Below are 23,399 nucleotides of genomic sequence, written 5' to 3' on the forward strand. Positions count from 1 at the left end.
ATATTTTTATTTTTATTGGTAATAATAAGCTTTGAAGGGAGGCAATATAATGAATAAAAAATTTATGAATAAAGTTGTCGCAATTGTTTTAAGTTTATTATCTATATCTGTAGTTCCAGTAAAGGCAGATATAGAACCATATGATATGTCTATAGAAACTTATGAAGAATGGACTACAGAGGTTTTTAGTGATGAAGGAATAAATGTAGATGCGAGATCAGCATTATTAATAGAGCCAACAAGTGGAAAAATTCTTTATGAGAAAAATATCGATGAAAAATTTGCTCCAGCATCTGTAACAAAAATAATGACTATGCTTTTAACTATGGAAGCTGTAGATAGCGGAAAGATAACATTACAAGATAAGGTAACATGTAGCGAAAATGCTAAGAAAATGGGTGGAAGCACAATGCTCCTAGATACAGGAGAAATAAGAACAGTAGAAGAATTATTAAAAGGTGTTGCCATTGCATCTGGGAATGATGCTGCTGTAGCATTAGCTGAATATTTAGGTGGAACAGAAGAAGCTTTTGTAGAAATGATGAATAAAAGAGCTCAAGAATTAGGTATGGCTAATACAACATTTAAAAATTGTAATGGCTTACCTACAGAAGGTCATTTATCTACAGCAAGAGATATATCAATAATGTCCTTGGAGCTTTTAAAACATCCAACAATATTAAAATATTCAGGAATTTATATGGAAACTATATCTGAAGGAAGAAAATCACCTATAGAATTAGTTAATCATAATAAGCTTGTAAGATTTTTTGAAGGTTGCGATGGGTTAAAAACAGGATATACTGAAGAAGCAAAATACTGTATTTCTGCAACAGCAACTAGAAATGGTGTTAGAATGCTATCTGTTATTATGGGAGCACCAACATATAAGGTAAGAAATAGAGATGCAGGAATGCTTTTAAATTATGGATTCTCTAAATTTGAAGGTAAAAAGATTTTATCCAAGGATGAAGATGTAGAGAATATTTATTTAAGCAAACAAACTGATAAGTTCTTAGTTGCTAGAGCAAAGGAAGATTTAGTTGCAATAGTACCAAAGGGAACAAATACAGAATTAGAAAAGAGAATAGTAATAGATGAAGTTAAAAAGGAATATAAGCAAGGAGATGTCGTAGGTAAATGTGAAGTTTATCTAGGAGAAGAAAAGATTGGAGAAGTAGAATTATATTCAGATAGAGATATAAAACTTGGTGGAATATTTGAAAACTTCAAATTCAATATGAAAAACATGTTTAAAAAAGGAGTATAGTAAAAATAATTATATTTTAAAATATACATAATGAAATATCGGATATTAAGTGAAAATACTTATATCCGATATTTTATATTTTCTATCATTTGCAAAGCAAAAGAATTAAGGAGAAAATCCCTGTTGGGTTTTTAAATAAAAGTATTTTTCATATATAATTTAAGTTCCGTGTAGCAAAACATCATAAACGTTTCATTATTCATTCTTAACTTTTCACTTTAAAATTGCTTTGCAATTTTAAACAAAGGTTGTTCTTTACTATTAAAATTGATATTATATATTAGAAGGAATATAGCATTATCAAAGGCGGATGATATTTATGGAAATGCCAAAAGTAAAGGTAGCAAACTTTGAAGGTCCATTTGACTTGCTGCTGCATTTAATTAAAAAAAATGAAATGGATATTTACAATGTAGAGATATATAAAATTACTAGTCAATATTTAAAATATTTAGATGATATGAAAATTATGGATTTAGAGATTACATCAGAATTTATAGTAGTTGCAGCTACTCTTATAGAAATAAAATCTAAAAAGCTATTGCCTAATATTAAGGTTTCAGAAGAAAATGAAGAAGACATAGAAAAAAATCTTATGGAAAAGCTTATAGAATACAAGAAAATTAAAGGTGCTGCTTTATTCTTTAGAGAAAAATACATAAATTCTGGAGATATATATACAAAAAAGCCAGAAATAATTGAAGAAATCAAAAGTGATAAAAAAGAAGAAGATATATTTAAAAATATTACGTTACTTGATCTTTACAATATTTATAATAAGTTAATAGAAAATTTCCTTATGAAACAAAATAAAGAAAATGTAATTCAAAGAAAAATTTATGTAGATAAATATAAGATTGAAGATAAAATGGACGAGCTATTACGTAATATTGAAAATGAAAAAATTGTTAAATTTAGAGATATAATAAGAGAAAGCGAATGTAAGTTAGAAGCTGTAGTAACATTTTTAGCTCTTCTTGAACTTATAAAGCTTAGAATGATCAAAGCTTATCAAAATGACAATTTTGATGACATATTAATTGAAAGGAGAAAATTAAGTGAATAAAACTGAAATTGGGCAATATGAATTTGAAGAAATTTCATCAAAGCCTAAAATAAAATCTGCAATAGAAGCGTTATTATTTGTAAGTGGAGAACCTTTAACTCTTAAGGATTTAAGTAATTCTATAGAAGTTTCACCTAAAATAATATCAAATATTTTAAATGAAATGATCTTAGATTATGAAGAAGAAAAAAGGGGAATAAAATTAATATCAATAAATGGTGAATATCAACTAGTTAGTAAGGCTGAAAATAGTGATTATATACAAAAGTTACTAAAAAAGAATAAGAGACAATCTTTGTCACAAGCTTCTTTAGAAAGTTTAGCTATAATTGCGTATAAGCAACCTATAACTAGAGTTGATATAGATGAAATAAGAGGAGTAAAATCTGAAAGTGCTATTAATAAATTATTAGAAAAAGATTTAATAAAAGAAGTTGGAAGATTAGATGTTCCTGGAAGACCTATTTTATTTGGAACGACTGAAGAATTTTTAAGACAATTTGGATTAAAAGAATTAAATGAATTGCCATCTTTAGACTTGTATTCAGAAAATGATGAAGCAACAGTAGAGATTATGAATGATATGATGAAAGAAATATAAGATATATTTTAGAATTTTTCTAAAATATATCTTATAAATTTCTAGAACAGGTTGTTAGAAGATGAATCACTATCATCACATGGGTTACAATTACATACTGTATCTTCAACATTAGAATTTTGAGAATTTGATTTCTTTTTATCATTATTAAAGAAGTTTTTAAACATATCAAGGATTTGAGGGACAGAATCAACGATTCTATCATATGTATTATTTTGATCAACAGGAAGAAGCCTTACGGCATCATCTCTAAGAACTAAAAATGCAACAGGTTTAACTGTAACACCAGCTCCAGAACCACCACCAAAAGGGTGCTTAGCTTCTTTATCAGGAGCTGGACTGCATTGATTTCCAAATTCACTTCCTCCAGATGCAAAACCAAAGGTTACTTTTGATATTGGGATTATATAGCTACCATCACGTGTTTCTACGGCTTCCCCAATAACTGTATTAACATCTATCATATCTCTTAGATTTTCCATGGTACTTCTCATTAAATTTTCAACAGGATGTTCATTTGACATAATATATCTCCCTATTCGGGAGTCACCTCCTTAATTTCAAAAGATTTATATATTAAAAATAATATATATATAATATTAGCAACATTAAAGTAAAATATACTAGTTATACCAAAATATATGGTATTGACATTGAATTTAGGAGTAATATTAAGTTTTATATCCTTAACTTTAAATACTTTTTCTAATATTAATCTAAGTAATGTTGGAGTATTACATAATAATCCATAAAGAATTGCGCAAAATGCAGCATCATCAATACCAAAAGTTAAGTGCCCATTTATTTTTATAAATGGTTTAAATTTATTACAAGAAATATTGGTATATAACTTTCGTATCGATATTTTCTTCATAACTTTTTTACGTTTAAGGGGTGAGGATTTAATGGCTTTTTTATTTTTATATTCTATTGTAGTTTCTTTTTTTAAATCTATATTAGTTTTATTAATTAGTTTTTTTAATAATTTATTTTCAACACCGTTATTTGATGAAAAAATATTTAAATTAAACAATTTTAATTTAAATATACCTTCCTTAAAACTAATTTCAATCTTCATTGGTATAGGAAAAATCAGTAGTAATATAATAATTAAAAGTGTTAATATTAAAGCCATTTTCACACTCCTTTCTATGTTATTCTAATAATTACTATAATTAAAAATAAAAAAATAACAAAAAAATGTTTAAAAAATAACTTTTAGAACAAACTACTCATAGATGGTTAGTGTAGAGGGTGATTTTATGAAAGTTTTAAAAAAAGTTATTTTTACTATTTTATTAGTATTATTGACATTACAATGGAATATTTATTCAGTAAAAGCATTTATTGATGATGATGTAGATATGGATGATGAGACAGTAGAAATGCTTGATGAAGATTATATTGATATTGACGGAAATAAAGTTGACAGTAAACTTCCATTAAGGGTTTCGGCTAGAAATGCCATAGCTATAGATGCAGAAAGTAGGCAAGTACTATGGAATCAAAGTGGATATGAAATTGTTCCAATGGCCAGTACTACTAAAATTTTGACATCCCTTATAGCAATAAATTATGGAGATTTAGATAGAATAGTAACCATCAGTAAAAATGCTTCATCTATTAGGGGTTCAACTGTAGGATATAAAGCTGGTGAAGAAATAACAATGAGAGAATTGTTATTTGGATTAATGTTTAGATCTGGTAATGATGCTGCGATTGCAATAGCAGAAGATATAGGCGGATCAGTAGAAAATTTTTCTAATATAATGAATGATTTTGCAAGAAGTTTAGGAATTATAGATTCACATTTTGAATCACCTCATGGACTAGATAGTGCAAAACATTATTCTTCGGCATATGATTTAGCAATTTTAACAGCTAAGGGAATGGAATATGATGTTTTTAGAGAAATTGTAGGAGAAAAAGTTATATATAAAGATAAATATAATTTTACAAGAGATTATCAAAATATAAACAAAATATTGTATAGAATACCTGGTGCAAATGGGGTAAAGACAGGATATACAGGCGGAGCAGGGAAATGCTTAGTTTCATCTGTTAACCACAATGGAAGAAATATTATTATTGTTGTTTTAAATTGTGTAGATAGATGGAATGTAACAGAAAAAATCTTTAATTATGTTATAAGCACAAATACTTTTGCAGAAATATCTAATAAAGATATATTACAAAAAGAAAATCTTGCAGGATTGGGTAATATAATACAAGAAGAAGATATAACTTATGGATATAAAGAAAAGGATATAGTTGAAGTAGAGGTGTTTAATAGGACTTCGGATGTTGAAACTGGAGATATACTAGGGAAAATATCAATAAAAGATGAAAAACAAGAAAAAAATAAATTTCCGTTAATAAGCAATATAAATATGAGTAAAGAAGAGTTTGAAAATATAATCTTTAAAAAGTAGAAGAGGTATCTTCTACTTTTTTTATTATATATAAATATAGTGTAACAAAATAAAAAATAGAAAATAATCTATTAATATGTAAGAAATCTAGTGGGGAGATTCAAATAATGAAAGAAGCTGTTGATTGTATAGATGCTGGAACAGAGTTTTGTCCTTGTCATCTGGCGGAATCAAATGAATGTATATTATGCTCTCAATTACAAGGAAGCTGCTTTTGTGATTGCTTAAATTGGAATGGAGTATGTATATATCATGAATTTATAAATAATGGATCTAAGGCAAAAGAGGGAAGAAAAACATATAATTGTTTAGTTGAAAAAAAGACTCTTTATGAAGATGATGTTCTTTTAATAAAATTCAAAGCTCCACATAAATTAGCAATTGATTTAGTTAAGCCTGGAAGCTTTATATTTATAAGAACAAACGAAAATGTTTATTTTGATGTACCTATTTCTATTTTAGAATCTAATATAGAAACAAATATAGTAACTATAATGATTGAAATAAGGGGAATTAAAACAAAGAAATTATTAGATATAAAAGAAGGTGAAGAAATAACTATTAGAGGTCCATACTGGAATGGAGTATTTGGACTTAAAAATTTAAATAAGCAAACTAATAATAATGTATTAGTAATAGCTAGAGGGATTGGAATGGCTCCTGTGATGCCAGTAATTAGAAAGTTGTCTTTAAATAATAATAATATAAATTTAATTCTAGATAAGGCGCCATATAAAGATAATTATGTTCAAGAATTTTTATCAGAATATGATTTGAATATGATAGAAGAATCAGTGCTAGATAAGGGGCAATTAACTGATGAAGTAAAGGTTCTTATAAAATCTTATATAAGAGATAAAAATGTAAACTATATTCACATTGCTGGAGCAGATATATTAACTGTAAAAATAATTGAATATTTAGATACGATACAAGGAGAAAATATTCAATTATCTTGTTGCAATAATATAAAAATGTGCTGTGGAGAAGGAGTATGTGGCAGTTGTACAGCTAGATTTTCTGGGCATAGAGTAAAACGTTTTTGTAAAGTTCAAGCTGATCCAAGGAATGTATTTGAAGGGAGAAGATTTATATGATAAAGACAATTATCGTCGGTGGAGGTTGGTCTGGATGCGCCGCAGCTATCACTGCAAAGAAGGCAGGAGCAGAAGTGCATTTATATGAAAAGACAGATTTATTATTAGGTCTTGGAAATGTTGGGGGGATAATGAGAAATAACGGAAGATGGACAGCTTCAGAAGAATTAATAGAGCTTGGGGCTGGAGATTTAATTAATATTGTAGATGATACTGCAAGGCATAAAAATATAGAATTTCCAGGTCATAAGCATGCAACATTATATGACGTAAATTTAATTGAAGGTAAAGTAAGTAAATATTTAGAGGAAATGGGTATAAATATTCATATAGAAAGCAGAGTTACTGATGTTAAGTTGGAAGGAAGTAAGATAAAAGGAATATATCTTAGTGATGGTACTTATGAAGAAGGAGATGTATTTATTGAAACTACCGGAACAACAGGTCCAATGGGAAATTGCTTAAGATATGGAAATGGATGTTCAATGTGCGTCTTAAGATGTCCAGCTTTTGGACCAAGACTTAGTATAAGTGAAAGATGTGGAGTAGCCGATATACAAGGAGAAAGAGATGAAGATACATTAGGTGCTTTTTCAGGATCTTGTAAATTAGCTAAGGAAAGTTTATCAAAGGAAATAGTCGAACAACTAGACAAGACTGGATGCGTTATTTTGGAAGTTCCAAAGGAAGATGTAAATTATGATAAGCTTAATGCCAAAGTATGTCAACAATATGCCTTAAAAGAATTTGCAGAAAATATAATTCTTCTAGATACTGGACATGCTAAACTTATGACTACGTACTATCCATTGAAGAAACTAAGAAAAATTAAAGGATTAGAAAATGCAAAATATGTAGATCCATATGCAGGTAGTAAAGGAAATTCAATAAGATATTTATCAGTTGCGCCAAGAACTAATGATCTAAAAGTAAAAGGCGTAGATAATTTATTTTGTGCAGGTGAAAAATCTGGTCTTTTTGTTGGGCATACAGAAGCAATATGTACTGGTAGCCTAGCTGGGCATAATGCTGTAAGGCTTGCAATGGGAATACCGCTATTAATTCTACCAGGATCAATAGCTATAGGGGATATAATATCTTATGCAAATGAAAAAGCAGGAACAAGAGAAGGTAGAAAAAATAGATATACATTTGCAGGAGCAGAATACTTTAAACGAATGAAAGAATTAGGATTGTATACTGTTGATAGAGAAGAAATAAAAGATAGAATTAAAAAGGTTAATTTAGATAAAGTATTTGATCAAAAATTAATATAGTAAGAAGTAAGAAAAAGAGAATAGAATATTTTATTCTCTTTTTCTTTATATAGAAGCCTTAAGATTGGTTAGTCATTAGGAAATTTTTTCATTTATATAATAGGAACAAAATAAAAAGGATGTCTAGCTGTAACTTTAGTTAAAGAAATAGATATATTATTACTAATTTGAACATATATTAATAATAAAATAAAAATTTATATTAGGTGGAATAATCTGAATATAAGTGATAGAATACTATATATAAATTTGGGACAGGGAGTAGATATGTTAGACTTTGATTTAATGAATATATTTAATGGATTTATAAGAAATTATGCAAATTTCGGTTTAAATAAGAATAGTAGTAGATTTGAAGCAGTAAAAAGAGAAATTAAATATTTCATAATGCTTGGACAATTTTTAGGCTATTCAGTAATGCACAAGGGAATAAATAATGATGATGAAGCTTCTTTAAGTAATATTGAAGTAGCATGGAAAGATTATGATTTTAATACATTATCCTCAAGTTCTATAAAATTACAGCTTTTTAGAGAAGATGATTTAGTTAATGATTTGGAGGTAATACAAAACTTATTGTATAAAGTAAAAGAAGATCCCGATAAAGCATATGTACAAATATTAGAAACTTCATCAAATGCACGTATAGATTATCTTAACAATATAATTAATACGTCATATTTAGAAATAAAAAAAGATATGTTAGTAATTTATATAATTAGGGATATACTAAATGATAAGAGTTACTATAATGGATATTTATTTGAAAAAGGTAAAATTACTAAGAAAAAGATAGGTATTTGTTATAGTGATGTTGTAGGAGAAAAAAAGGCTGTTTTTAAGTTTTAATATTATCCTTTAATATTTAATATATAAAAGGAGAATAGTTATGGAAATAGAAAAAGGAAAAATACAAGAGATTTGGAACTACAATCATAATAAGATAATAAAATATAAACAGGTAATTAAAAATAATACTTTAAATGAAGTTACAGAAATTGAAACAGAAAATTTAAATGAATTAATTAGTGAAGTTAGGAAACAACTTTATGAATGGAACAGAATTATATAAATAAACAATTAAATAGGGGGAAGTATGGGGATTAAAGCCATAAATAAAATAGATTTTGATAAAATAGTGAAAATAAAGTTTAATAATATTTTAGATGGATTTGAAAAATTTAATTATATTGAGCTTTATTCTAGAAAATATAAAGAAAATAAAGAAATTGAAGAGGATTTTATTAAAACATTAGAAAGCTTTTTTTATTTAAATTACGATGAAAATAAAATAATAGTAGATTTTTATAAAAACAAACTAGATAAAGATAGTATTGAATTTATTGAAAATAATCTTGATTTAGAAGAAATAAAACTATTCAATGAAATTTTAAATTCAGGTACTATAAATGATATGTTTTTTGAAATAAGTGACAAAAAATACATAAAATTATTAACTAAGTTATGCACTAGAGAATTATTTTTTATAACATTCTATTTTACTAAAGGACCAGTTACAATATGGGGAAACTATAATTTAAAGTTTCCACTGTTTTATGATAAAGATAATATAGATGAAGAAAGTATAAAAGATTATTTTATTATTGCAAGAAATAATAATTTATTATGAACCTTTTTGTAAAAGACATAAATTATACTTGTCTATCATAATAATTAATGTTAGTTTATTAGATAAGTAGGGGATATTTATGAACCATTTAAAGAATTTTATAAAAAAAATTAATAATGATGATTTAGAAGAAGATAGAATAGATGAAATAACTTTAAAATGTAAATATTGTAATAAAGCTATTAATATTAAAGATTCATACATAGATAAAGAAGATTTAAATATATATTGTTCTAAAAAGTGCTTTATAGAAAATTTAAATTGTAAATATTTTTAAAGGGTATCCTTAATTAGGTACCCTTATTTTTATGAAGAAATATTTTCTTCAATATTATTATAATTTGGAAATAAGACAATTGTAGATAATCTAAATTCTCCATTTTCCAATAATCTTAAAAACCATTTAATATGTTGATTTAATGAACTACCAATTATAGAGTAGTTTTGAGCATTATTTTTATATTTAGGATAAATCATTGTTGATGAGTTATTAAATTCATTAATTATAATAATACTATACTCATAATCAGTACAAAAATATTTTAAATTGCTTAAATCAATGCTTAAGATGTTATCGTTTATAACAGAAGAGCATTTAAATATTTCACGAGTTTTAATATTTTTTAAAAATACAGATATTTTGTTTGTAGGTAGATAGTTGATATTATCAAAATTTAGAGATAATTTATCATTTTTTAATTCAAACGAAATTATATCTTTTTCTAAAATATTAAAATTATTGAGATGTAGTTTGAAAAAATTATCAATATTTCTAGTTTCCTTCATAATATTCCTCCTTAGAAATACTATATAAGCTGTACTTGATATTATTTAAATAAATATAAATACAACTTATATAAGTTTTAAAGCTATTTTGTTATGTAATTAAACAAATAAAATATATTTATAATATATTGTTATAATTTAATAAACATGTTAAAGATTTTATTTGAATTATATAAGTTTAAATTAATTCTATTAGTATTAAAGTTAGTAAATTAATTTAAATAAAATGAAAAGCTTGAAAACATATATATTAACTATAATATTTCTATGGCTAAGAAAAGTTACAAGTTATTTTGAAAGAGAAGTTTTATTAATAAAAAGAAAAAATGCTGATCATCTCATCAGCATATCTATCATTATATCTAAGGTAGCTTTAGTTTTATTTAAGTTACTAATATAATCTGCAATATGATTTTTATAATATTCAACTCCACTGTCTGTAATAGAATATACTTTTTTACTTCTTTTATTTAAAAATTCATCACCAGTCCATGAGCTTTTAACATATCCTTTTAATTCTAAGTCATAAAGAGTTTCATATATTGTACTAGATGAAACAGGAAATGGCAGAGAAGTTTCTGAAAATCTATTTCTAAATTCCTCAAGAACCCTATTTCCAAATATAACATTGCCTTTTGATAATTCTTTTAATATATAGAAGCTATAAAGCATTTTTGTGTTTACTACATTTCTAGGTGCAACTAATCTATTTCTTTTATCCATATAATACCCTCCTTATATATAATATAGTTTATCATATAATTTAATGAATGTACATTTAAGTAATATGCTCGTAAATGATAATAAAAATAAAAGAAATATTACCGAACACAAACAATATGTAATGAATACAATGTACTATACAAAAGAGTAGGAGTTGATTAACATGTCAAGAAGATCTTGTTGTAACAGGTGCTGCTGTAGAAATAACTGTTGTGGCGGAGGATGCTGTAATAACTGTGGTGGCGGATTCGGAGGCTGCGGAGGCTGTGGAGGTTTCGGTGGCTGTGGCGGATTTGGTAATTGTGGATTCGGTTGTGGAGGATTCTTTCCATTATTATGGTTATTATTACTAGGTGGCTGTTGGTAGTAAAATAGTAAAAGGATGCATTAGCATCCTTTTATTATTAAAATTAAAATCTGATATGAAATACAGATTTATGTAAGAATTTTTTTTTCATATAGGCTAATAATAATTTATAAGTAAAAGATAAATAAGGTGGTATATATGAAAAAATTATATTTAAAAGATGCAAAAATGAATGAAACTATTGAAACTACTTTTATGGTGATAAAAATATTATCTTATGATAAAAATGATTTTGTTGCAGTTATTGGAGATAATTCAGGAGAAGTAAAAGCTTATATAAAAAATATAAATACAGTTATAAATATTGGAGATGTTATATTAGTTAAAGGAAAACTCTTATCAAAATTTAAAGTTAATTTTATAAAAAAGATTTCAGACATAAATATATTGGATTACTTACCTTCAGTTAAGAGATCAATAAATGAAATTATGAATGAATTAAATGATATAAGTAAATTTGAATTTAAAAGCTTAGAAGCTAAAACAATTAATGATTATTTTTTTGGTAATGAAGAATTTATAGATAAATTTAAAAAGGCAATAGGTGGAGTATTTAATCATCATAATTATATAGGAGGTCTAGCTGAGCATACTTTAGCAGTAACAAGCCTAGCACGTGAGTTAGCTTATAGATATGATTGTAAACATAAAGAAATAGCTATATTAGGAGCAAAATTACATGATATAGGAAAAATAAGAGAAATGGTTTATGATGGACCATTTTCTTATACATTAGAAGGAGAACTTCAAGGACATATTGTTATTGGGTTAAATATGTTAGAAGAAGCTTTTAATAGCAATAGAGAGATTTATTCTAATGATTTTATTAATAGATTAAAGGCTATAATTATTCAGCATCATGGTAAACCTGAATTTGGATCTCCTAAAGAGCCAAATTCTATGGAAGCCTATATAGTTCATTATGCTGATTATGTTGATGCTACATTAAATAAGATAAGTATAATATCAAATGATGTAGAGAGTGGTGAGTGGAGTAATTTTGATAAAAGAATAAATGGACGAATATATATATAATAACGTATATAAATAGTTAATAAATTTTTACAGAAGATAATATTTTATTATTATAATGCCAATAAAATCATAAAAAATAATAAAGTGTATGATACAATATATTAATATAATATATTAGAGGTGAAGTTATGCAACAAAATAGATGTTTTTGTGAGAAATGTAATAAGATTCAATATATAGAAGTTAATAGTTGCAAAGAAAGTAAAGAATTTAATATAGGGAAAATTACTTATGATAAACTATATGGAAAATGCTTAGTTTGTGGCAATGAAGTATATTCTTTGGAATTATCTAAAAAGAACAAAATTGAAATTAATAAAAAAATAAAAGAATTAGAAGATGAAGTGACAATATTAAGAATTATAGAAGGTAGCAAAAAAGGTAATCTTATATTAGAAAATGGGGATAGAGAACTTTTAAATGAAATTGAAAGTATTTTATTAAATAAAAATAAAAAATAATTTCTTAAGTTATTAAATAAGATTTAGTCTAATATAATATGGTGTAAAAGTATATAATTGCTTTAGGGGGACACTTATGTTGGACTTATTAATATATTTAGATGAAGCTTTAATCAAAAATTTAAATTCAGTAGCGTTAAGAGGTTATATTGATATAAGAACATATAGAAGGATTAAGGATAGAACATTTGGAGGCAATGTAAAAATAGGAGATAGAGAATCAAATGGCTCAGATTTTAGAGATCATAGAGATAAAATAGATGGATATAAAACTAAACATAAAACTTATGAAGACCACTATCAAAATGGAAGAGATAAAAGCTTAGGTTTTGAAGGAAGAGATTTTGATAGAAATGAGCAAGAAGTAAAAAAAATCACTACTATTTTTACCCTGCATAATGAGTTGTTAAATAATATGATTACTAGCAAGAACGTTAAGCAAGTAGACAGTAATTCTATTGAAAATGGAGAGGTAAAAGAAGGAGATTATGTACAAATTAGTGGATGTGTGCAAGAAATTTCACTTCCATTTTATATAGATACATTAATTGATAGTATAAATTGCTATGGTGTAGATTTTTTAAACACACTACTAGAAAAGGAAAATTTAAAGACTTTAAATTTTAATATAATTTGTAAGCTTTTAGAAAGATTAAGAAAATCCATAACTGCAAGGGGAAGTTATGATTTAGTAATTCAAAATGAAAAAGCATCATTAGTTCTAACAATAAGTGAAAATAATTTCTTAAGTAATCACTCTCACATATTTGATTTAGTTCATTGTTCTTGCAAAATATTTGGTAAGGTTATGATGATAAAAGAAGATAATAATAAATGCATAAGTTTATTAAGAAAATCATCACAAGAAGATTATTATCAAGAAATATTAGATTCTATAGAACCATATTTAGAAGTTTTGAGAAAAAATAATATAATTCTTCCTAAAAAACCCGAGTGTAATATAAAGGGAAAAATGATAATGATTTTACCTATAAGTATATGCTTATAAACCCTAATAAGCATATACTTTAATTTAATATAGAAAATATAAAAGTTTAAATTAAAGCAATGTAATTATATAAAGTATTATATATCAGTTTTAAAGGTAAGTATATTTTATATTGTTCTTTTTTTAGTAAACTTATATCTGTTCATTTTTTAACTTAATGTAGAAAGAAAAAAAATTATACTGTATAATTAATACTTAATGGGTAACATAAAGAATAAAAAGGAAAGAGGCATTAAGATGAAAGTAGGATTTGACCATAAAAAATATTTAGAAGAGCAATCTAAATATATATTAGAGCGAGTAAATAATTATGATAAATTATATTTAGAATTTGGTGGAAAGCTTATGTTTGACTTACATGCAAAAAGAGTTTTGCCAGGATTTGATGAAAATGCTAAAATAAAGCTTTTACAAAAACTAAAAGAAAAAGTTGAAGTTGTTATTTGTGTATATGCAGGAGACATAGAAAGAAATAAAATAAGAGGCGATTTTGGTATTACATATGATTTAGAAGTTTTAAGATTAATAGATGATTTAAGAGCTTATGAACTTGATGTAAATAGTGTTGTTATAACAAGATATAATGGACAACCAGCAACAACTGTTTTTATAAACAAATTAGAGCGTAGAGGGATAAAGGTTTATAAGCATGAAGCTACAAAGGGTTATCCAACAGATGTTGATACTATAGTAAGTGATGAAGGCTATGGAAAAAATCCTTACATAGAAACCACTAAGCCAATAGTGGTAGTTACTGCTCCAGGACCAGGAAGTGGTAAACTAGCTACATGTTTAAGTCAATTATATCATGAAAATAAGAGAGGAAATGTTGCAGGATATTCTAAATTTGAAACTTTCCCAGTTTGGAATGTTCCATTAAAACATCCTTTAAATATAGCTTATGAAGCAGCAACTGTAGATTTAAAAGATGTAAATATGATAGACTCATTCCATTTTGATGCTTATAACAAGGTAGCTGTAAACTATAATAGAGATATTGAAAGTTTCCCAGTATTAAAAAGAATTATAGAAAAGATTACTGGTGAAGAGTCAGTTTATAAATCCCCAACAGATATGGGAGTAAATAGAGTTGGATATGGAATAGTAGATGATGAAGTAGTTAAAGAAGCATCAAGACAAGAAATAATAAGAAGATATTTTAAAACTATTTGTGAATACAAAAAAGGATATGTTGATAAAGAAACATCTGATAGAGCTAAATTAATTATGGAAGAGCTAAATTTAAAAGAAACTGATAGAAATGTAGTTGTTCCAGCAAGAGAGTATTTATTAAGACTTAGAAGTTTAGCAGATAAAGGTGAAGTTTTTTCAGCAGTAGCATTACAGCTTGAGGATGGAACTATTATAACAGGTAAGAGTTCAAAGATTATGGATGCTTCAGCAGCAGTTATATTAAACTCAATTAAATATCTTGCTAATATATCAGATGATATTCATCTTTTATCACCTGTAATATTAGAACCAATTAAAAATTTAAAACTTAAGACATTAGGAATAAATAATACAGTTTTAAATTGTGAAGAGATATTAATAGCATTAAGCATATGTGCTGCAACTAATCCAACAGCTCAAGTTGCACTAGATAAGCTAAAGGATCTAAAAGGTTGTCAGGCTCATTCAACAACTATTATAACCACAAATGATGAACAAACTTTTAGAAGACTTGGAATAGATATAACTTGTGATCCAGAGTATCAAAGTGAAAGTTTATACTATAATAATTAGAAACTTAAAGCTATCTTTAGAATATTCTAGAGATAGTTTTTTTATAAATTAACAAAATTCCTATGCAAACTATAATTTTAAATCAATATTTAGGAAATACTATTCTTAATAGAATAGGAGGTTTTTTCAATGAATGATGATTTATCTGTTAAAATTATTCCTTTAGGTGGAGTAGGAGAAATAGGAAAAAATATTACAGCGATAGAAGTTGGAAATGAAATAATAGTAGTAGATTGTGGAGTGGCTTTTCCGGACGAAGAAATGTATGGAGTAGATTTAATAATTCCAGACATAACATATTTAATACAAAACAAAGACAAGGTAAAAGGCTTTTTTATTACTCATGGGCACGAAGATCATATTGGATCAATTCCATATATATTAAAACAATTAAATGTACCTATATATGGAACAAAATTAGCATTAGCAATTATTAAAAATAAACTAATAGAACATGATTTAATAGAAACTAGCAATTTAATTAGTGTAGACCCTGGTTCAAAAGTTGATTTAGAAAATATAAGTATCGAGTTTATACAAAGTACTCATAGTATAGCTGAATCTTGTTGTTTAGCTATAAGTACTCCTCTTGGGGTTATATTTCATACTGGTGATTTTAAAATAGACTTAACACCTATAGATGATAAAGTTATAGATATAGATAGAATTTCAAGTATAGGAAAAAAGGGAGTTATTTTATTAATGGCTGATAGTACCAATGTTGAGAGATCTGGGCATACAATGTCAGAAAAATCAATTGGTAATACTTTTAACAGAATTTTTAGAGGGGCAAGGGGGAGGATAATTGTAGCAACATTTGCATCCAATATACATAGAATGCAACAAATAATTAATGCTTCTATAGAAAATAATAGAAGAGTAGCATTTTCAGGAAGAAGTATGGAAAGTATATCAAAAGTAGCTTTTGAGCTTGGATATCTTCATATACCAGAAGGAATGTTAATTGAAATAGATGATATAAATAATTATTCTAACGAAAGAATAACTATAATTACAACAGGTAGTCAGGGTGAACCAATGGCAGCACTTGCAAGAATAGCATTTGGAACTCATAGGAAAATAAGAATTGAAAGGGATGACTTGTTTATAATTTCGGCATCACCAATACCAGGTAATGATAAATTAATTTCAAAAGTTATAAATCAATTATTTAAAAAAGGTGCAGATGTTATTTATGAAGATTTAGAAGAAGTTCATGTATCAGGTCATGCATACAGAGAAGAGTTAAAACTAATGCATAGATTAATAAAACCAAAATACTTTATGCCAGTTCATGGTGAATACAGACATTTAAAGCATCATAAAGATTTAGCAATAAGTCTAGGGATGGATTCTAAAGATGTATTTGTAGTAGAACGTGGAGAAGTATTAGAAATAAGTAATGAAGGTGCCAGAATATCTGGAAAAGTAACTACAGGTACTGTTTTAGTTGATGGATTAGGAGTTGGCGATGTAGGATCATTAGTATTAAGAGACAGAAAGCATTTAGCACAAGATGGATTAGTTAATATGGTGGTTACTATAGAAAAAGAAAGTTATAGCATTATAGCAGGTCCAGATATAATAACAAGAGGTTTTGTATACGTAAAAGAGTCAGAAGAATTAATTAAAGAATTAAAGAAGATTGCAGCTGATGAACTGCAAAATTGTTTAGATGACAAAATTTTAGAATGGTATTTAATGAAAACAAATGTAAAGAAAGCTTTAGAGAGATATATTTATGATAAAACAAAAAGAAGACCAACAATTATACCAATAATTATGGAAATTTAAAAAATTTAATATATAATAGATAGTAAAAAGTAAATAGGAGGGGTTTTATGAAAAACGTAGCAGCATTTTTTGATATTGATGGGACTATATATAGAGAAGGTTTAATTACAGAAGTATTTAAAAAAATAATAAAATATGAACTAGTAAGTGAAAATAAATGGTATAAAGACGTAAGACCTTCATATATAAAATGGGATAAAAGGCAAGGTGATTATGACACTTATCTTTTAAAGATGGTAGATGTTTATGTTGAAGCAATAAAAGGTATAGATAAATATCACATAGATTATATAGCTAAAAAGGTTATAGAGCAAAAAGGAGATAGAGTATATACCTTTAGTAGAGAAAGAATAAAGTGGCATAAGGAACAAGGGCATATAGTTATTGCAATATCAGGATCTCCAAGCGAATTAGTAAGAGAAATGTCCAAGAAATATAACATGGATGATTATAGAGGAACAATCTATAAATTAGATGGTGATAATAAATATAGTGGTGAAGTAATTCCTATGTGGGATCATGAAAGCAAATTAAATGCTATTAATGAATTACAAGCAAAATATAATATTGATTTAAGCAAAAGTTATGCATATGGAGATACATCTGGAGACATAACTATGTTCAACTCTGTAGGAATACCATATGCAATAAATCCTACAAAAGAACTTTTAGATAAAGTTATGGAAGATAAAGAAATAAGAGAAAAGATAAAGGTAATTGTGGAGCGTAAGGATGTAACTTATAACTTAGATATAAATTGCATAAATATTTTATAAAAGTTAATATAATGAGGTTAATAATATAATAGACAATAAACTCCTTAGGTTATATAATAATTAATGAATTACGAAGGAAAAGTTATTTATTTAAGGAGAATGGTATGTTAACTATTAATAATAAGATGTTAGAAGAAAAAATAAAACAGCTTAGAAAAGCTATTGAAATAGTGGGAGGAAAAGAACTTTTAGAAACTATAAAAAGTGATAATGAATTAGCACTTCTTATATTACAAAGTTCTTTCCAAAATGAATATGCATATATAGAAGTACTAGAAAAAAAATATTCGATTTCAGACTTACTTAAAATAAAGTTAGAATATGAAAAAAATTATATAAAAACTAAAAAGAAATACGTTCAAAAAATAGTTTATAAGATAAAGGAATATAACACTTATTTAGATTCTTTAATTAGAAAATATAGAAAAGATGGTGGAATTGAAGAATTTAGAAGTATTAAAAATGAAATTGAAGTTAGATACTCTATAGATATAGATAGCTTTATATTATCTAGCATAATTGCAATGAATGTTGATATAAATAATGATTATTATGGAGAGTATTTAAATTCTAAAAAGGAAGATTTTGTAAATACTATAATAACTACAATAGTTTAATTTCTATAATAAAATTTACTCTTAAGGGGAAACTATAAATGTAAAGTACAACCTTAGGAGGTGTTAAACATGAGCAAACTAATGAGAAAAGTTAAGAGAAATCTTAAAGGAGCTAAGAAAAAAGGCAATTTATTATTAGAAATGGCTGATGACTTTATGGATATAGTTCATAATGCAAAATTATATAAAAAAATTAATAAAGCAAAAAGAAAAATGAAATAAACAAAAAAGTAATATCTAATGTAACATTAGATATTACTTTTTTTATAGTAATTTACTATTACTTTTAAATTACTGTAAATACTTTAAAACATTAATTTAAGCACTAAATAATTATATAAGTTAATGATAATATTGTTTGACAATTGAATTAGTTATGATGTATTTAATTATTAATTCTTAACTCTTAATCCTTAATCAATACTGTAATCCAAATTAATTAATAATATATTTTAGGAAATATAAAACCTTTATAGCAACCATATACACTGAAATGTATATTATATAATGATTATATTTAGTTAGGCGGGAGACTGATGGAAGAAGAAATTAAGAATATTGTTGATGAAATAAAAGATGATTTAATTAATATCAGAAGAAGGCTTCATTCTAATCCAGAGCTATCATTAAAGGAATATGAAACTAGTGAATTTATATATAAAAAGCTAAAGGAATTTGGAATTAAAGAAGTTAGTAATGATATATATAAAACTGCTGTATTAGCAATTATAAGAGGAAAAAAGCCAGGGAAAACTATCTTATTAAGAGCTGATATGGATGCATTACCAATAGACGAACTAAATAATTGTAGTTATAAATCAATAAACAAAGGAATAATGCATGCATGTGGACATGATGGTCATGTTACTTGGATGCTTGGAACGGCATATGTTTTAAATAAGCTAAAAGATAAAATTAGTGGCAATATAAAGATATTATTTCAACCAGCAGAAGAAGATTATGGTGGAGCTGATGAGTTGTTAAAAAGTAATGATATACTAATATCAGACCCTAAAGTAGATTATGCAATAGCAGGACATGTTTGGCCAGAAATTAATTCTGGAGAATATGGGATTGTAAATGGAAGAGCAATGGCAGCTGCAAATAAGTTTATTATCGAGATAAGTGGAAGAGGTGGACATGGTGCCGAACCTCATAAGACTATAGATCCTATAGCTATAGCAAATCAGGTTTATATGTCTTCTCAACAAATAATAAGTAGAAGAACATCTCCATTTAGTAATGCTGTATTAACAATAGGGAAATTTATAGGAAATGGATCTTATAATGTTATTTCTAGCAAAGTGATAATTGAAGGAACAATAAGAGCAGAAAGTTATGATAAAGTTGTTGAAATAACTAACTTGCTAGAAAGCATAACAAAAGGCATAACAGAAAGCCAAGGAGCCCAATATACAATAACATGTTCAAAACCTATAAAAGCAGTTATAAATGATGAAAATTTAGTAGTAAAAGCTAAAAATATACTAAGTAAAACAAGTCATAAAGTATCTATTTTAAAGGATGGTTCTATGACAGGAGAAGATTTTTGCTATTTTAGCACAAGAGTACCTTCTTTATTCATATATGTTGGAACAAAAAATATAGATAAAGAGATAATATACCCACTTCATAGTCCAAGATTTAATTTTGATGAAGATATTTTAGAAAGTGCAGTAAATCTTTTTGCATTTTTAGCTATTAACTTAATTTTAGAATAGATAACGCTATGTAAAAATAATTTTTTATTTAATTACTAACAAAAAGGTGTATATAAATTATTAAATATAAGGAAAATAATAAATTATTTTATACAGAAAATTGTAAGAATTGTATAATATATATGCATTAATAAAAGGGAGAAGAGGAGTTGTATGAAGAAATTTAATAAATATATAAATTTTGGTTTATTATTTAATGGTGTTTTCTTATTAGGAAATTATACTGATTTATTACCTGAGTTTATAAAAGGATTATCTGTGGGATTAGGATTAACATTAATATTTGTTGGGGTGTATTCTGAAAATCATGATATATCTAAATTAAGAAATTTTAAAAAAGGAATATTTAATCAGATGCTATCAAAATAATTTTATTAATATAGTATATAAAAAAGATATGGAATAAGTACTTATACTATCTACTTATTCCATATCTATAATATTAATTTGATATTTTCCTTTTTCAAATATGTTATAAAGTCATTATTTAATAAAATAGAATTTGTTTTGGAAATTAAATTTTTATTAAATATATTAATACATTTGATTTATTTTGAATCCCTTATTAATAAAAGCATCTTTTATTAAATTTATATGTTCAATACCATTAGTTTCGATAGTCACTTCTAATAAAACATTTTTCAATCTATTAGAAGCTTTAAATTGATTATGCTCTAACTGTACAATATTTGCATTTAATTCTGAAAGCATTCTAGAGATTTCATGAAGTTGTCCAGGTGTATCTGGAAGTTCAAGAGTAAAGCAAAATAATCTACCTCTTTCAACTAAACCATCATTTATTAAAGATGAAATAGTAATCATATCAATGTTACCACCACTAATTATGCAAGCTATTTTTTTACCTGTATAGTTTAACTTTTTTAATGCTGCAAGAGATGCAGCACCTGAAGCTTCTGCAAGTAATTTATGTTTTTCACATAATATTAAAAATGCTTCAGCTATTTCTTGATCAGAAACTGTAACAATATCATCAACATAGTCTTTTATTATTTTATATGTCAAATCACCAGGAGATTTAACAGCAATACCATCAGCAATAGTATTAACAGAATCTAAAGATATTAAATCACCATTTTTAAAACTTTGTTCCATGGCATTTGCGCCTTCAGCTTGTACACCTATAATTTTTATAAAAGGATTAATTTCTTTTGCAGCTAAAGAGATTCCGCTGATTAATCCACCACCACCAATCGGGCATAAGATTATATCAATATCACTTATTTCTTCTAGTATTTCTAAAGCAATTGTCCCTTGACCATAAATTACATTAATATCATTAAAAGGGTGTATAAATACTGAATTATTATTTTCTTCAATACTTTTAGCTTTTAAAAATGCATCATCATAGCAATTTCCATGAAGAACTACATTACCACCAAAGTCTTTAGTAGATTGTATCTTTAGATAGGGAGTAGTTTTTGGCATAACTATTGTAGATTTAACGCCTAAAAGGCTTGCAGCATATGCAACACCCTGTGCATGATTACCAGCAGAAGAGCAAACAACACCTTTGCTTTTTTCTTCTTCACTTAAAGAACGAATCTTATTAAGTGCGCCTCTTATTTTATAAGCTCCTGTAAGCTGTAGATTCTCACATTTCATATAAACAGAGCAATTTGTCATTTTTGAAAAAATAGGACTATACAAAATTGGAGTTTTGTTAATAACATCTTTAATTTTTTCTCTGGTTTTCTCAATTTCCCTTAAATACATAAGATTCCACCTCTAGTAAATTTTATATAATAAAAATATTATATCACTGATAGCTAAATATATGAAGAATATAAGATTCAGAAAAGTATATTTTTTCAGTAAATTATAAAAAATATAATTATTAACATATAGAAAGGAGTAGTTATTATGAGTGAAGAGTATAGCGATTTAATGAATATAGGAAATTTTACTAGAAACGCTGTAAAAAGCTTCGAAAAGAATATAGTTAATAAGACTAATTACTTAGAAAGCGTAGAGGCTAATGCAAAGTTTAAAAATAATTATAGTATTAAGGAGAAATCAAATGAATAATAATTATCCTACACAGTTTCCAGCACAGCATCAAAGTGTACAGCCTGGAATAGAGGAAAATATGAATCCAAAACCAATTTTTAAGTCAGTTACATGTAATGAAGGAAGCAATAAGTTAAAAGATAAAGTAGCAATTATTACAGGTGGAGATAGCGGAATTGGTAGAGCTGTAGCTATAGCATTTGCTAAAGAAGGTGCCAAAATAGCAATAATTTATTTAAATGAACATCAAGATGCTGAAATAACTAAAAAGCTTATAGAAGACATTAATGGAGAATGTATTTTAATAAGTGGTGATGTTGGTGATGAAAATTTCTGTATATCTGCTGTTAATTCAGTAGTAAGTAAGTTCAATAAAATTAATATACTAGTAAATAATTCTGCTGAACAACATGTATGTAATGCATTAACAGAGATAACTAAAGAACAGTTTGAAAGAACATTTAAAACTAATGTATTTGGAGCATTTTTTATAACAAAGGAAGTTTTAAAACATTTAAGTGAAGGAGACTGTATTATTAATACTACTTCAGTTACTGCTTACCATGGGCATAAGACTTTAATAGATTATTCAATGACTAAAGGTGCGTTAACTTCATTTACAAGATCATTAGCATTAAATTTAGCTGATAAAGGGATAAGAGTTAATGCTGTAGCGCCAGGACCAGTATGGACACCATTAATTCCAGCATCATTTGCTGAAAGTGATGTAGCTAGCTTTGGTACAACTAGCCCAATGAAAAGAGCAGCTCAGCCAGTTGAACTTGGGGAAAGTTATGTTTTCTTAGCAAGTGATGGTGCATCATACATAACAGGAGAAACTATTCATGTTAATGGAGGAGAAATTGTAAACTCATAAAGCTAAACATAAAACATTTATATTAATAAATATAAAAATATAAAAATTAATTTAAAAGTATACTTATTTTATTTAAGTATACTTTT

The 23,399-nt window shown here is 26.2% G+C and carries 28 protein-coding genes; 23 read left to right on the forward strand and 5 right to left on the reverse strand.

Annotated elements, in window-relative coordinates; translation table 11 throughout:
• Positions 1 to 49: 49 nt before the first annotated feature.
• The 3 genes from NSA50_RS01700 to scpB all read left to right on the forward strand — a co-directional run bounded on the left by NSA50_RS01700 (position 50) and on the right by scpB (position 2,937).
• Positions 50 to 1,270 carry a D-alanyl-D-alanine carboxypeptidase family protein gene (locus NSA50_RS01700; protein WP_195264503.1) on the forward strand — a complete coding sequence of 407 codons (1,221 nt, stop codon included), beginning with the start codon at positions 50 to 52 and terminating at the stop codon, positions 1,268 to 1,270.
• 319 nt (positions 1,271 to 1,589) lie between these two features.
• Positions 1,590 to 2,336: a segregation/condensation protein A gene (locus NSA50_RS01705; RefSeq protein ID WP_195264504.1), complete on the forward strand. Its 747-nt coding sequence runs from the start codon at positions 1,590 to 1,592 to the stop codon at positions 2,334 to 2,336.
• The gene (gene scpB / locus NSA50_RS01710) at positions 2,329 to 2,937 is read left to right on the forward strand and encodes an SMC-Scp complex subunit ScpB (RefSeq protein WP_195264505.1); all 609 of its coding nucleotides are present in this window, start codon (positions 2,329 to 2,331) and stop codon (positions 2,935 to 2,937) included. The genes NSA50_RS01705 and scpB overlap by 8 nt, the downstream gene beginning before the upstream one ends.
• A gap of 41 nt (positions 2,938 to 2,978) precedes the next feature.
• Here the strand turns inward: scpB and ytfJ are convergent, their stop codons facing one another.
• Together ytfJ and NSA50_RS01720 are read right to left on the reverse strand one after the other, a co-directional pair.
• The gene (gene ytfJ / locus NSA50_RS01715) at positions 2,979 to 3,461 is read right to left on the reverse strand and encodes a GerW family sporulation protein (protein WP_195264506.1); all 483 of its coding nucleotides are present in this window, start codon (positions 3,459 to 3,461) and stop codon (positions 2,979 to 2,981) included.
• 11 nt (positions 3,462 to 3,472) lie between these two features.
• The gene (locus tag NSA50_RS01720) at positions 3,473 to 4,072 is read right to left on the reverse strand and encodes a DUF2953 domain-containing protein (RefSeq protein ID WP_195264507.1); all 600 of its coding nucleotides are present in this window, start codon (positions 4,070 to 4,072) and stop codon (positions 3,473 to 3,475) included.
• Positions 4,073 to 4,322: 250 nt separating this feature from the next.
• On the opposite strand from NSA50_RS01720, the gene NSA50_RS01725 reads away from it, so the two are divergent.
• The 7 genes from NSA50_RS01725 to NSA50_RS01755 all read left to right on the forward strand — a co-directional run bounded on the left by NSA50_RS01725 (position 4,323) and on the right by NSA50_RS01755 (position 9,650).
• Positions 4,323 to 5,369 (forward strand): D-alanyl-D-alanine carboxypeptidase family protein, encoded by a 1,047-nt coding sequence (locus NSA50_RS01725; RefSeq protein WP_374940959.1) that lies wholly within the window; start codon positions 4,323 to 4,325, stop codon positions 5,367 to 5,369.
• Between the two features lie 107 nt (positions 5,370 to 5,476).
• Positions 5,477 to 6,466: a sulfide/dihydroorotate dehydrogenase-like FAD/NAD-binding protein gene (locus NSA50_RS01730; protein ID WP_207733810.1), complete on the forward strand. Its 990-nt coding sequence runs from the start codon at positions 5,477 to 5,479 to the stop codon at positions 6,464 to 6,466.
• Positions 6,466 to 7,743 (forward strand): FAD-dependent oxidoreductase, encoded by a 1,278-nt coding sequence (locus NSA50_RS01735; protein WP_257442948.1) that lies wholly within the window; start codon positions 6,466 to 6,468, stop codon positions 7,741 to 7,743. Before NSA50_RS01730 ends, NSA50_RS01735 begins: the two co-directional genes overlap by 1 nt.
• A gap of 267 nt (positions 7,744 to 8,010) precedes the next feature.
• Positions 8,011 to 8,592, forward strand: a complete 582-nt coding sequence (locus NSA50_RS01740; RefSeq protein ID WP_195264581.1) for a hypothetical protein — start codon at positions 8,011 to 8,013, stop codon at positions 8,590 to 8,592.
• 40 nt (positions 8,593 to 8,632) lie between these two features.
• A complete protein-coding gene (locus NSA50_RS01745; protein WP_195264582.1) occupies positions 8,633 to 8,815 on the forward strand; it encodes a hypothetical protein in 183 nt (60 codons plus the stop codon).
• Between the two features lie 24 nt (positions 8,816 to 8,839).
• Positions 8,840 to 9,373 (forward strand): hypothetical protein, encoded by a 534-nt coding sequence (locus NSA50_RS01750; protein WP_257442452.1) that lies wholly within the window; start codon positions 8,840 to 8,842, stop codon positions 9,371 to 9,373.
• A 79-nt stretch (positions 9,374 to 9,452) separates the two neighbouring features.
• Positions 9,453 to 9,650 (forward strand): hypothetical protein, encoded by a 198-nt coding sequence (locus NSA50_RS01755; RefSeq protein WP_195264584.1) that lies wholly within the window; start codon positions 9,453 to 9,455, stop codon positions 9,648 to 9,650.
• A 29-nt stretch (positions 9,651 to 9,679) separates the two neighbouring features.
• Here NSA50_RS01755 and NSA50_RS01760 read toward each other — a convergent pair whose 3' ends face one another.
• A complete protein-coding gene (locus tag NSA50_RS01760; RefSeq protein WP_257442455.1) occupies positions 9,680 to 10,159 on the reverse strand; it encodes a hypothetical protein in 480 nt (159 codons plus the stop codon).
• A gap of 333 nt (positions 10,160 to 10,492) precedes the next feature.
• Positions 10,493 to 10,882: a PadR family transcriptional regulator gene (locus tag NSA50_RS01765; protein WP_195264586.1), complete on the reverse strand. Its 390-nt coding sequence runs from the start codon at positions 10,880 to 10,882 to the stop codon at positions 10,493 to 10,495.
• Between the two features lie 163 nt (positions 10,883 to 11,045).
• Here NSA50_RS01765 and NSA50_RS01770 point away from each other — a divergent pair, with 163 nt between their 5' ends.
• From NSA50_RS01770 to NSA50_RS01820, 11 genes are all read left to right on the forward strand, one after another.
• Complete coding sequence (locus NSA50_RS01770) at positions 11,046 to 11,249, forward strand: hypothetical protein (protein WP_195264587.1); 204 nt, start codon at positions 11,046 to 11,048, stop codon at positions 11,247 to 11,249.
• Positions 11,250 to 11,387: 138 nt separating this feature from the next.
• Positions 11,388 to 12,284, forward strand: coding sequence for an HD domain-containing protein (locus tag NSA50_RS01775; protein ID WP_257442460.1), 897 nt, complete (start codon positions 11,388 to 11,390; stop codon positions 12,282 to 12,284).
• 128 nt (positions 12,285 to 12,412) lie between these two features.
• The gene (locus NSA50_RS01780; RefSeq protein ID WP_195264589.1) at positions 12,413 to 12,745 is read left to right on the forward strand and encodes a hypothetical protein; all 333 of its coding nucleotides are present in this window, start codon (positions 12,413 to 12,415) and stop codon (positions 12,743 to 12,745) included.
• Between the two features lie 76 nt (positions 12,746 to 12,821).
• Entirely contained in the window at positions 12,822 to 13,754 is a 933-nt protein-coding gene (locus NSA50_RS01785) for a DUF6414 family protein (RefSeq protein ID WP_257442463.1), read from the forward strand.
• 237 nt (positions 13,755 to 13,991) lie between these two features.
• Positions 13,992 to 15,500, forward strand: a complete 1,509-nt coding sequence (locus NSA50_RS01790) for a DUF1846 domain-containing protein (protein WP_195264591.1) — start codon at positions 13,992 to 13,994, stop codon at positions 15,498 to 15,500.
• Positions 15,501 to 15,629: 129 nt separating this feature from the next.
• The gene (locus NSA50_RS01795; protein WP_195264592.1) at positions 15,630 to 17,294 is read left to right on the forward strand and encodes a ribonuclease J; all 1,665 of its coding nucleotides are present in this window, start codon (positions 15,630 to 15,632) and stop codon (positions 17,292 to 17,294) included.
• 47 nt (positions 17,295 to 17,341) lie between these two features.
• Positions 17,342 to 18,070, forward strand: a complete 729-nt coding sequence (locus tag NSA50_RS01800; protein ID WP_257442465.1) for an HAD-IB family hydrolase — start codon at positions 17,342 to 17,344, stop codon at positions 18,068 to 18,070.
• Between the two features lie 104 nt (positions 18,071 to 18,174).
• Positions 18,175 to 18,687: a hypothetical protein gene (locus NSA50_RS01805; RefSeq protein ID WP_257442467.1), complete on the forward strand. Its 513-nt coding sequence runs from the start codon at positions 18,175 to 18,177 to the stop codon at positions 18,685 to 18,687.
• A gap of 69 nt (positions 18,688 to 18,756) precedes the next feature.
• Positions 18,757 to 18,909, forward strand: a complete 153-nt coding sequence (locus tag NSA50_RS01810) for a hypothetical protein (protein ID WP_195264595.1) — start codon at positions 18,757 to 18,759, stop codon at positions 18,907 to 18,909.
• A gap of 314 nt (positions 18,910 to 19,223) precedes the next feature.
• Positions 19,224 to 20,408: a M20 metallopeptidase family protein gene (locus NSA50_RS01815; protein ID WP_257442470.1), complete on the forward strand. Its 1,185-nt coding sequence runs from the start codon at positions 19,224 to 19,226 to the stop codon at positions 20,406 to 20,408.
• Between the two features lie 153 nt (positions 20,409 to 20,561).
• Positions 20,562 to 20,777 carry a hypothetical protein gene (locus NSA50_RS01820; protein WP_195264596.1) on the forward strand — a complete coding sequence of 72 codons (216 nt, stop codon included), beginning with the start codon at positions 20,562 to 20,564 and terminating at the stop codon, positions 20,775 to 20,777.
• A gap of 165 nt (positions 20,778 to 20,942) precedes the next feature.
• Here the strand turns inward: NSA50_RS01820 and ilvA are convergent, their stop codons facing one another.
• Positions 20,943 to 22,142, reverse strand: coding sequence for a threonine ammonia-lyase (ilvA, locus tag NSA50_RS01825; RefSeq protein WP_257442472.1), 1,200 nt, complete (start codon positions 22,140 to 22,142; stop codon positions 20,943 to 20,945).
• 147 nt (positions 22,143 to 22,289) lie between these two features.
• Between ilvA and NSA50_RS01830 the strand changes: the two genes are divergently transcribed.
• Positions 22,290 to 22,454, forward strand: coding sequence for a hypothetical protein (locus NSA50_RS01830; RefSeq protein ID WP_195430815.1), 165 nt, complete (start codon positions 22,290 to 22,292; stop codon positions 22,452 to 22,454).
• Complete coding sequence (locus tag NSA50_RS01835; RefSeq protein ID WP_195264599.1) at positions 22,447 to 23,313, forward strand: SDR family oxidoreductase; 867 nt, start codon at positions 22,447 to 22,449, stop codon at positions 23,311 to 23,313. Before NSA50_RS01830 ends, NSA50_RS01835 begins: the two co-directional genes overlap by 8 nt.
• The last annotated feature ends 86 nt before the right edge of the window (positions 23,314 to 23,399 follow it).

The organism is Clostridium mucosae (genome assembly GCF_024622765.1).
Lineage (GTDB): Bacteria > Bacillota > Clostridia > Clostridiales > Clostridiaceae > Clostridium.